6 protein-coding genes are annotated in these 12,569 nt (G+C 34.0%); all 6 read left to right on the top strand.

Features of this window, described 5'->3' with window-relative positions; translation table 11 throughout:
* Positions 1-146 precede the first annotated feature (146 nt).
* The 6 genes from ABNT61_RS04835 (at position 147) to ABNT61_RS04810 (ending at position 12,567) form a co-directional block, all read left to right on the top strand.
* A complete protein-coding gene (locus ABNT61_RS04835) occupies positions 147-3,317 on the top strand; it encodes a glycoside hydrolase family 2 TIM barrel-domain containing protein (RefSeq protein WP_348745062.1) in 3,171 nt (1,056 codons plus the stop codon).
* 11 nt (positions 3,318-3,328) lie between these two features.
* Positions 3,329-4,759, top strand: coding sequence for an Ig-like domain-containing protein (locus ABNT61_RS04830; protein ID WP_348745061.1), 1,431 nt, complete (start codon positions 3,329-3,331; stop codon positions 4,757-4,759).
* A gap of 19 nt (positions 4,760-4,778) precedes the next feature.
* Positions 4,779-5,615, top strand: coding sequence for a glycoside hydrolase family 16 protein (locus ABNT61_RS04825; RefSeq protein ID WP_348745060.1), 837 nt, complete (start codon positions 4,779-4,781; stop codon positions 5,613-5,615).
* 22 nt (positions 5,616-5,637) lie between these two features.
* Positions 5,638-7,728: an immunoglobulin-like domain-containing protein gene (locus ABNT61_RS04820; protein WP_348745059.1), complete on the top strand. Its 2,091-nt coding sequence runs from the start codon at positions 5,638-5,640 to the stop codon at positions 7,726-7,728.
* Positions 7,729-7,839: 111 nt separating this feature from the next.
* Positions 7,840-11,277: a hypothetical protein gene (locus ABNT61_RS04815; protein WP_412766931.1), complete on the top strand. Its 3,438-nt coding sequence runs from the start codon at positions 7,840-7,842 to the stop codon at positions 11,275-11,277.
* Between the two features lie 6 nt (positions 11,278-11,283).
* Complete coding sequence (locus ABNT61_RS04810; RefSeq protein ID WP_348745057.1) at positions 11,284-12,567, top strand: glycosyl hydrolase family 17 protein; 1,284 nt, start codon at positions 11,284-11,286, stop codon at positions 12,565-12,567.
* Positions 12,568-12,569 lie beyond the last annotated feature (2 nt).

Raw genomic sequence — 12,569 nt, 5'->3', positions numbered from 1 at the left:
GTTTTTCTTAAAAAAAGCACATTTTTTTTGCGTTGTATGTTTTTTGTAAAGGTCTTTTTTAAGGATTTCGCATGTGTCTTTCGTAATTTTAATACATACAAAAACAAGTGATTGATTTCTACATCACTTATCTAATACAACTTACAATGAAGAAAAACTTCCTAATACTCACATTTTTATTTTTCTCATTTGGAATTTTTGCACAGAATAAGATTACTGTAGTTAAAAATGATAATGGAATGAAACTCGTAGTTAACGGAGAGGATTTTATGATTAATGGTATGAATTGGGATTATGTGCCAATTGGAAATACAATTACTGATCCGGGAATTTGGAGTCAGTCTGATGATATCATAAAAGCTGCGTTAGATGCAGAAATGTCTTTACTCAAAAATATGGGAGTAAATACAATTAGAACGTACAACTTAAAACCAAAGTGGATAACATATATATATGATAAATATGGAATCTACACAATGTTAAATGTTACGTTTGGTGCTTATGGTTTAACAATTAATGGTGGTTGGGTTCCAGATACTGATTATGCAGATGCGGATACTAAAGCAATATTAATGAAGGAAGCCAGAGATATGGCAAACACCTATAAGAATACAAGAGGTTTATTGTTATACATGCTAGGTAATGAAAATAATTACCATTTAGTATGGAAAGGTGCAGAAACTGAAGATATTCCAGATCCTAGAAGTAAGGACGAAGAAACAAGGTCTGCTGCTATTGCACTATATCGAGCATTTAATGATGCGGTTAAGGAAGTTAAAAAGATAGATCAATCTCATCCAGTTGCAATATGTAATGGTGATTTAGGTTTTCTTGATATCGTAAAGAAAGAATGTACAGATATTGATATCTACGGTACAAACATGTATCGAGGTAAATCTTTTACAGATGCTTTCGATCGTGTTAAGAAAGAATTGAATTTACCTATTTTATTTACTGAATTTGGTTCAGATGCTTATAACGCGCGTGACGGAAAGGAAGATCAAGCAATGCAAGCGTACTATGATATTGAGAACTGGAAGGATATATACTCGAATGCAGCAGGATTAGGAAAAGCTGGTAACTCAATTGGAGGTTTTACTTTTCAGTTTAGTGATGGATGGTGGAAATATGGACAAACAAAGAATTTAGATGTTCATGATAACAATGCTTCATGGGGAAATGGTGGTTACAGCAGAGACCAAGCTAGTCCAGGAGATAATAATATGAATGAAGAATGGTTTGGAATTTGTGCTAAAGGACAAACTGATTCAAGAGGATTATATCAACTATATCCACGTGCAGCATACTATGCTTTACAACAAGCGCACAGACTAAATCCTTATGATAAGGATATGACATTAGATTTCGTAAATAACTATTTTGAAGGAATCAATGTTATGGATGCAGTTCTAAAAGCAAGAGGCGATAAAGCAGCATTCGATGCACAAGAAGGAGGTAAAATTAAAATTAGTCAATTAAGAGCTGAATTTACTTCATTCTTTACAGGAGGAAGTTTATTAACTACTCCAGAAACTGCAGATCCTACAGCTAACGCTTATCCTAACAGAACAGGTTTTGATTACATGCATTCTTATTTCGTAGGAATAGAAGGGAAGCCTTCTGATAATATGAGAGCGAACGTAAATTTCAATGTAATTGGAAGAGTAGCAGAAAATCCTATTGATGAAATATTTTATGAAAATAGAGCAAGACCAGTTGTTGACGTAAACACAGCTAATGGTAATGTTACTTTAGGAGATGTAAATAGAGTTAATGTGTACAACGCCAAGTTTGAATGGAGTGCCAAAGACTTTGATTTAAGAGGATTCTACAGAACAGGACATTATCACTGGGGATATGAAGGAGATTTATTCGGTTTATATCCAGAGGCAAATTATGGTCCTAATTTAGATATATACGGAGGTGAAACTTTCGGAATCGAGATTGATGGGAAAAGATCTTTAAAAGGTTTAAAAGTTGCAGCAGGTCCACAATTATGGTGGGGAGCAAATCCTACAATGCTTTTAAAGTATAGTAGAAATATTGCTGGAATTGATGTAACAGGAATCTATCACAGAGATGTAAATACAGATTTAGAGTTCGATCAAACGGGACGAAGAATTTTAGACGAAAACCAAGTACGAAGTGGTGTTATTCCACCATGGCCCACAGAAAGAGCAACTTTAGTTGTAGAAAAGAAAATTGGAAATGTAGGAATTCAATTAGGAGGTATTTGGGCTGGTAATCCTCTAAACGGAAGTTCATTCCAAGATGTTAGAGGTACTTCAGGAAACTACACAGTTTATACAGATAAAGTCAACTCAGATGATAACTGGGGAGGTAAAGCAAAAATCACTTATCAAAAAGGCCCAATTAATTGGTATGCGCAAGGGTCTATAATGGGACTTGTAGCTAATGGTGGAGCAGATCAAACTCAAACATTTACAGGTTGGAGATTAAAAGACTCAGGTAGTGGAAACCAAACGAACTTCTTATCTGGTTTTACATACAGTATGGGAGATTTCCAAGTTGCACCAAACTTCTTATGGCAAAAACCACTTGTGGATGCAATGCCAAATGATGTAACTGGTCCTGGAAGATTAAGAAATATTATTGATGATCCATTTGTGGTAAGAGCAAACAGGGAAACTACAGCAGGTGAGATTTTATTCACTTATGATCCAACTCCTGGAACATGGATGTATCAATGGGATAATGATAGAGCAGAAGATGGAAAGTTTGCAATGAATTTAGGTTTTGTTTATAGACATTTACCTACTACTCAAGACGCTCATATTGGATTCTTAGCAGATCGTACATTCTTTGCGTTCCCAAATTCTACTCCAGCAGAAGATTTATGGGAAGTACACTCAAGAATTGTTTCTAAGGTAAATCCTGATTTAGGAATTATCGCTAACATCTACGCGGGTAACGGTCAGGCAAATGGTGATAGCCAGCGTACAATCGATCGTTTTGGAACAGATGTAAGAGTACTATATAAGAAAATGAAAATTATGGGAGCAGTTAAAGTAAACGACTGGGGTCCATTTGATTATCATAGAGATTTCAACTTAACATTTCCAATGCAATTAATGTTAGATGTTTCTACTTCAATAGGAAAACAAGATTGGTTCTTATTGCCGAATACTAAAATTGGATTGAGAGGAACTTGGCGTTCTTTAAACGAGTTTTCACCTAGATATTCTCCGAACCAAGCATTACCATTTGCAACTGCACCAATTATTAGTCCAGTAGGTTTTGATAATGGTTCAGAATGGGAAATTAGAACATACATACATATTAACATCGGAAAATAAAAGAACTAAAAATGAAGACTAATAAATATATTTATTCAAAAATCACCACATTCTTTTTAGGGTTGATTTTATGTACTACTATTGGTTGCGAGAGAGGTCTTTCAGAAGAAGCAGAGTTTGCAACATATCCAACAGAAGGAGGAATCTTTATAGACGGTTTTGTAGGCGGATTGGATTACTTCCCTTTTGGAGGATCTTTTGCAGAGGCCTTTTCAGTTGATCAAACAGAAACGTATATGGGAACCGCTTCAATGCGTTTCGATATTCCAAGTTTCGGAGTTGGATTTGGTGGAGCAACATTCCAAAGTTTAGGACCTAGAGACTTATCTGGTTTTGATGCGCTTACCTTTTGGGCAAAGGCATCACAAGGAGCTGATATTAATGAAATTGGTTTTGGTATTGATGGTGATACTGGAAATAAGTTTCAAGTTACACTTCAAAATTTACAATTATCTACAGCGTGGAAAAAATACGTAATTCCAATTCCAGATGCTTCTAAACTAAATCAAGAAAGAGGAATGTTTTGGTATGCTGAAGGAGCAGAAAATGAATTTGATGAAGGAGGATATACATTTTGGATTGATGAATTACAATTTGAAAAACTAGGAACAGTAGCTCAACCACGACCAAGAATTATGGGAGGTCAGGATATGACACAAGAAACGTTCAATGGTTCAGTTATTCAAATAAATGGTACACAAACGTTCAATATTGGAACAGGTGAAAATATTACATCAAATGTGGCGCCAGCTTATTTTGAATTTACTTCTTCAAATCCTGATGTGGCATTTGTTGACGAATCAGGAAGAGTAACTGTTTTATCTCAAGGATCTACAGTAATAACTGCAAGTTTAGGAGGTGTAGCAGCGGAAGGTTCTTTAACATTGAACTCATCAGGTGATTTCACTCCAGCGCCAACACCACCTGCAAGAAACCCAGAAGATGTAGTTTCTGTATTTAGTAATGCTTATGCTAACATAAATATAGATTTCTACAACGGATTCTTTGGAGGACAAACAACTTTAGGTGGAGCTGTTGATTTAGGTGCAGAGAACGTAATTCAATACACAGGATTAAATTTTGTAACAGTTCAATTTAGTAATCCAACGGTGGATGTTTCTCAAATGACAACATTACATATTGATATAAAAGTGGATGAATCAGTTGCTAATGGAGATGCCATTACTATTGAATTAGGAGACTTTGGATCAGATGGAGTTTTCGGTGGAGTAGGTTCTGATGATTCAGCTGGATCAGCGACACCAATAACAGGTTTTGTACAGAATCAATGGTTAAGTATAGATATTCCAATTAACAGTTTTACAGGAGGTACAGGAGCTGGTTTTTCAGGATTGGCTAATACTGCAAATCTTGCACAAGTGACATTTGTATCAAGTACAATTTCGAATATCACTGTTGATAATATTTATTTCTACAAATAATTAAGAAAAAATGAATTATATGAATCATATAAATAAATCAATGATTAAAAAAGTATTTCTAATCGGTTTGTCAACATTTCTAATTCTAATTTATGTAGGATGTGAAAATAGTGAAGATCAAACTGTAGCTACGTTTTCGAATCTAGTTTTAGAAGATGAATTTGATACTGATGGAGTTATAGATAGCTCTGTTTGGACATACGATATAGGAACTGGTCAAAATGGCTGGGGAAATAATGAATTGCAGTATTATACAGATCGCCCAGAGAATGTTACTGTTCAAAATGGTGTGCTAATTATTACAGCAAGACAAGAACAATTTAATGGTTCTGGATATACTTCTGCACGAATAAAAACAGAAGGTCTTTTCGAACAAGCTTACGGAAGGTTTGAAGCACGAATTAGAGTTCCATACGGACAAGGAATGTGGCCAGCTTTCTGGTTACTAGGAAATAATTGCAATGATCCTGGTTTTACTTGGCCGCAATGTGGTGAAATAGATATTATGGAATTCAGAGGTCAAGAGCCAACTGTAATCCATGGAAGTGTTCATGGTCCAGGGTATTCAGCTGGTAATGCAATTACAAAGAGTTACACTTTAGAAAATGACAGATTCGATACTGGTTTTCATGTGTATGGAATTGAGTGGGCTCCAGATTATGTAAACTTCTATGTAGATGATGTTTTATATAATCAAATTACAAAAGCAGATGTTACAGGAGAATGGGTTTTAGATCATCCATTTTACATCATCATAAATTTAGCTGTAGGAGGAAGTTTTGTGGGATCTCCTAATAGTGAAACAGTTTTTCCACAAAATATGCTTGTAGATTACGTAAGAGTGTATAAAAAATAATTAATTCAAAAGACATTAAAAGATGAAACAGTTAATTAAAAATTTCAAGTTATTATCAATTTTTATTTTGATTATATCTTTTCTAGGTTGTGAGGAGGAAGATGCTGTTTTACCTGAAGTAACTGCAGGTTATACATATACAGTAAATCAAGATTTAGGTAAAGTTACCTTTATCAATATCTCGGAAAACGCCGATAATTACGAATGGACTTTTGGTGATGGAACAACTTCAAAAGAAATTAATCCAACCAAAATTTATCCAACAGGTGAATATACAGTAACATTAAAAGCTACAAATGTTTCAGGAGCAACAGCTTCGTTCGAAGACAAAGTTTACATTAATATTCCAATTCCAGTGCGATTACCAATCACATTCGATGGTGAAAATGTACGTTATCAAGATGTAAGTACGTTTAATGGTACTGCATTTGAAGTTGTAGATAATCCAGATCCTTCAGGTTCTAATGCAACAGCATCTAAAGTTGGAGCATTAACAAACAGTGGAGCACAATGGGAAGGTTTCTTCTATGATATTGATGCACCTTTAGATTTAACAACGGATAAAACCGTAAAAATGAACTTCTGGTCAAATACTCCAGTTGATGTGTTATTAAAATTAGAGGAAGGTTCTGCAGCTCCAATTGAAATCGTAAGATCACACGGAGGAACAGGTTGGGAAGAAATGATTTTTACTTTCAATATTTCTAGTGCTACGTATAATAGAGTAACATTCTTTGTTGATGGTCCTGGAAATACTGCTGGTACATTCTATTTTGATGATATTCAGCAAGTACCAACTGTAGATATAACTGCACCAACAATTACCTTAAATGGTGATGCAATGGTTACAATTTCTCAAGGAACAGCATATAATGATGCAGGAGCAAGTGCTACAGATGATTTAGATGGAGATATTACTGCAAATATTGTTGTTGGTGGAGATACAGTAGATGTAAATACTATTGGAACATATACTATTACGTATAACGTAAGTGACGCTGCAGGAAATGCTGCTGCTGAAGTAACAAGAACTCTAGAAGTTATTGCACCTCCAACAACACCAACAATGTCTGCACCTGTGCCACCAGCAAGAGATGCTGGAGATGTGATTTCAATATTTGGTGAATCATATGCGAACATTGCTGTTGGTAACTACGATCCAAACTGGGGACAGTCTGGTCATACACAAGTAAATACTTCTTTTGATCCAGGAGACGGAAATTTAGTTTTAGCATATCCAAACTTTAATTATCAAGGTACTGATTTTGGAGCTGCGGGTCCAGTAGATGCATCTGCAATGGAATATTTACATGTAGATATTTGGGTGCCGTCTACAGTAACAGATAGAATGGTAAAAGTTAGTCCAATTAATGCAGGAGGATCAGCTACAGGTACTGTTGAAATTTTAGTAGAAGTTCCAGTAACACCAGGTTCTTGGAATAGTGTAGACTTACCAAAGTCGGCATTTACAGGAATGACATGGGATTCAGTAATTCAAATGAAGTTTGACGGTCAGTTTAACGGAGATGGAAGTGCGAATACAACAACTCCATTCGATATTTTCTTAGATAATATTTATTTCTATAAATCTCCAAGTAGTGGAGGTGGAGGAGGTGGTGGAACCACAGCTTCTACATTATTAAACTTTGAAGATAGTGTTGCCTTTACAGGAGCATTCGATGGAGGAGCAAACGGAGCAATCGCTACGAATCCTGATCAATCAGGAATTAATACATCAGCTAATGTGTATCAATTTAATAAAGTAGCTGGTTCAGCTTGGTATTCTGGTATGTTCCATATTTTCGGTTCTGATATTGATGCAACGAAAGGAACTACATTTAAGGTGAAGATTTGGTCTCCAACAGCAAATATTAACGTTCGTTTTCAATTAGAAAAAGAAGGGAATCAAGGACCAATCCCAACATATAATATTGATCAAACAGTTAGCCAGGCAAATACTTGGGTAGAGTTAACTTTTGACTTTTCTTCAACTGCAATTAATCTTGCTGATGGATATGATAAGATTGTAATTTTCCCAGATTACGATGAAAGCAATACAGCTCCAGTGGGAAGTAATGCCATCTATTACATCGATGATATTACTCAAGAATAGAAAATAATCAATAATAGTAAATAGTCTTGTTTGAATTATGAAAAGGTCGGGTACTTTCTCGACCTTTTTAATCAAACGGTATAACAACAACTAAGGTATAGTAAGAAAGTAATGATGAATTCAACTTTAGAAAAAGAGGTGGATAAGGGAGTAATTTTAGAGAAAGTTACGATTCAAAATGAGGAGTTTTTCAAAATAAGTAATGTTAACGAAATGCGTCCTTTCTTTATGAGTATAGTAAGTGCATCTAATCATTGGATGTTTATTTCGAGTAACGGAGGATTATCTGCAGGAAGACAAAATGCAGAGTATTCGTTATTCCCTTATTATACAGATGATAAGATTACAGAAAGCTCTGATATTACAGGAAGCAAATCAATTTTTAAAGTTCATGTTAATGGAACTGTTGAAATTTGGGAGCCTTTTTCAAATCGTTTTGAAGGAAAATATACAATTACAAGAAACCTATATAAAAATACTTACGGAAACAAAGTCTTATTTGAAGAAGTAAACCATGATCTAAATTTAATCTTTAGGTATCAGTGGAATTCTAGTGATAATTATGGCTTTATTCGTAAGAGTCATTTAATCAATCAAAATGAGGCTGGTGTAAAAGTTGAGATCTTAGATGGAATTCAAAATATATTACCATATGGTGTAGGTAGCGATTTACAGAATGCGAGTAGTAATTTAGTTGATGCTTATAAAAGAAGTGAATTAGTTGAAGAATCTGGATTAGGAATTTTTGCACTAAGCGCAATTATTGTGGATAAAGCAGAACCTAGTGAAGCATTAAAAGCAAATGTAGTTTGGTCTTTAGGACTCGAAAATACTAAGTATTTACTGTCATCATCTCAGCTAAAGTCGTTTAGAAATAAAAATAAAGTTCAACAAGAAGTTGATGTTAAGGCTGAAAAAGGAGCTTATTTCGTAAACAAAACCATAGATCTTGAGGCAAATACTGAGAAAGACTGGATGTTTATTACCAATGTAAATCAAAACCATTCAGATGTTGTTCTGTTGTCAGAAAATATTCTGAATGATGGTGATTTAATAGAAAAGGTAAATAAAGATATTCAACAAGGAACAAAAGATCTTATTGATTTAAATGCGTCTTCAGATGCACTTCAACTTACTGCTGATGAACTAAGAGATACACGTCATTTTTCAAATACATTATTCAACATAATGCGTGGTGGAATTTTCGATCATAATTACACTATTGAAAAATGGGATTTTAAAGATTACATTGGAAAAGCAAATAGAAAAGTAGCAGTTAAAAATGCAGAAATAATAGATAATCTTCCGGAGAAATTCTCATTATCTACACTTAAAAAGATTTCTTCTCAAGTGTCAGATAAGAATTTTAGAAGATTATGTTTAGAATACATGCCGTTAAAATTTAGTAGACGTCACGGAGATCCAAGTAGACCTTGGAATAAATTTTCGATAAACACAAGAAATGAAGACGGATCTAAAATTTTAGATTACGAAGGAAACTGGAGAGATATTTTCCAAAATTGGGAAGCCCTTGCCCATTCATATCCAGATTTTATTGAGAGTATGATCCATAAGTTTCTTAATGCAACCACTTTCGATGGTTATAATCCTTATAGAGTTACAAAAGGAGGATTTGATTGGGAAACTATTGAACCTGATGACCCTTGGAGTTACATTGGATATTGGGGAGATCATCAAATAATATACCTTCAAAAGTTCTTAGAATTTATAGAAAATCATCAACCTAAAAAGTTAGAGAGTTTCTTTGATAAAGACTTATTTGTATATGCGAATGTTCCATATAGAATTAAATCTTATGAAGATATTCTAAAGAACCCGAAAGATACTATAGAGTTTGATGAAGACTCTGATAAAGAAATTAGAAAAAGCCGTAATGAGTTAGGAGCAGATGGAGCTTTATTAAGAGATGAAAACAGATTCATCATTAAGGTGAACTTCATAGAAAAAATCTTAGCAACTACGTTAGCTAAAGTATCCAACTTTATTCCAGAAGCTGGAATTTGGATGAACACACAACGTCCAGAGTGGAACGATGCTAATAATGCATTAGTTGGTAATGGAGTGTCTATGGTTACTTTGTATTATTTAAGAAGATTTTTAAACTTTTTCAAATCAGTTTTTAGTACAACAGAACTTGAATCAGTTGATGTTTCAGAAGAGTTGGTACACTTTTTTAATAAGGTTTCAGAAACGTTAACCAAGCACCAAGAACTACTAACGGTAAGTATAAATAACTCTGATAGAAAAACTATTCTAGACGGTTTAGGAAAACCCGCTAGTGAATTTAGACTTCAAGTTTATAATAACTCATTTTCAGGTAAAAAAGAGAAATTGAGCTTACAAGCATTACAAGATTTTGTGGATGTAAGTTTAAAATATTTAGACCATTCTATTCGTGCAAATAAAAGATCAGATGGTTTATATCACGCCTATAATTTAATGACCTTGAACGAGGAGAAAGAGGTTTCTATTTCTTACTTAGACGAAATGTTAGAAGGTCAAGTTGCTGCATTAAGCTCTGGTTACTTAGGCTCTAAAGAGGCTTTAATGGCACTCGATGCCATGAAGAAAAGTAAATTGTTTAGAGAAGATCAATATAGTTACTTATTATATCCAAATAAGAACTTAGCAGGATTTCTAAAGAGAAACAATATTCCTAAAGAATTGGTTGAAAGCTCGAGTTTATTAACTCAACATATTTCTCAGAATGTTACTTCTTTAATTGAGAAAGATGTAAAAGGAGAATATCATTTCAACGGAAATTTCAAAAATGCAAATGACTTATCAGCGGCAATAGATCAACTGGAAGATGAAGTATCAGAAGATGATAAGAAAAAAGCTTTACAAGTTTTTGAAATCATATTCAACCATAAAGCTTTTACAGGTCGTTCAGGAACATTTTATGGTTATGAAGGATTAGGTTCAATTTATTGGCATATGGTTTCTAAACTTCAGTTGGCTGTTCAAGAATGCTGTTTAAAAGCAATTAAAGATCAAGAATCACCTGAAGTTGTAGGACGATTATTGGAGCATTATTATGAAATTAATGAAGGAATAGGAGTTCACAAATCTCCAAGTTTATACGGAGCATTTCCAACAGATCCTTATTCACATACACCAGCAGGAAAAGGAGCTCAACAACCAGGAATGACTGGTCAAGTAAAAGAGGATATTATTAGTCGCTTTGGAGAGTTGGGAGTTTTTGTAACTGAAGGTAAATTATATTTTGATCCTTGTTTGTTGCGTAAAAATGAATTTCTAACAACATCTAAAAATTTCAACTATCGAGATATTAATGGGAATGAAAAAGTAATTCCTCTACAAGAAAATATGTTGGCTTTTACCTATTGTCAAATTCCAATTATCTATAAAATCTCAGATCAAAACCAAATCCAAATAAAAAAGGGAGAAGATGAAATAGTAATTAATGGATTGATGTTAGATGAGGATTCAAGTGTAAACATTTTTAAACGAACAGGTAAAATAGATGTAGTTGTTGTAAATGTTCGTGAAAATCATTTAAAATAATCAACCATGAAAATAAGAGTGCACCTAATTTTATTAGTATCAATTTTTATGCTTTCGTGTGCTCAAAAACAGAATAGTACGGAAAAGCAATTACCAAAAAAGAAGAGAGTGACAGCGAAAGATATACTAGGAAATCCAGATTATTTAGCTATTTCCTATGGAGGATATAGAAAAGCAACTAGAGATATTCAGCCAACTGTAGAAGAGCTAAAAGAAGATATGAAAATTCTACATGCAATGGGAATTCGATTATTAAGAACTTATAATGTTCAATTAGCACATGCGAGTAACATACTAAAAGCAATTCAGGAATTGAGAAAAGACAATCCAGAATTTGAAATGTATGTAATGTTGGGAGCTTGGATAGATTGTAAAAATGCTTGGACAGGAAATCCAGTTGATCATAATGTGGAAAGCGAACAAAATGAAGGAGAAATTGGTAGAGCCGTTGCTCTAGCAAACCAGTATCCTGAAATTGTGAAGATTATAGCAGTTGGTAATGAAGCCATGGTTAAATGGGCGACAAGTTACTTCGTTCAACCTTGGGTAATCTTAAAATGGGTAAATCATTTACAAAACCTTAAGAAAGAAGGTAAACTTGATAAAGATTTATGGATAACAAGCTCAGATAATTTTGCCTCTTGGGGAGGTGGAAGTAATGAATACCATGTTGAAGATTTGAATAAACTTATCGCTGCTGTTGATTTTATTTCTATGCATACTTATCCAATGCATGATACACATTACAATCCTAGATTTTGGGGAGTTGCTCAGAGTGAAGACAGTTTAACAAACATTGAAAAAATTGAAGAAGCAATGCTGCGATCAAGAAGATATGCAGAGTCTCAATATCATGGTGTAGAAAGATATATGAAGAGTATTGGTGTTGACAAACCAATTCATATCGGAGAAACAGGCTGGGCTAGTTATTCTAACGAACATTATGGAAATCCTGGTTCAAAAGCTACTGACGAATATAAAGAGGCGTTGTTCTATAAACATATGCGAGATTGGACGGCCAAAGAAGGAATGTCTTGTTTTTATTTCGAGGCTTTTGATGAAATATGGAAAGACGCAAATAATCCTGGAGGATCAGAAAATCATTTTGGACTATTTACCATTGATGGTAAAGCAAAATATGCATTATGGAATTTAGTTGATCAAGGTGTTTTTAAAGGATTAACAAGAGGGGGAAATACAATTAAAAAAACATATGACGGAAATAAAGAAGCATTGTTAATAGAGGTTTCAATGCCACCAACTAAAAAAGAATTGGTGATAACACCATAAAC

The sequence above is a fragment of the Tenacibaculum sp. 190524A05c genome, from assembly GCF_964036595.1.
GTDB classification, from domain to species: domain Bacteria; phylum Bacteroidota; class Bacteroidia; order Flavobacteriales; family Flavobacteriaceae; genus Polaribacter; species Polaribacter platacis.
Note: the sequence above shows the minus strand (reverse complement) of the source record. Positions and strands in the feature narration are given on the sequence as shown.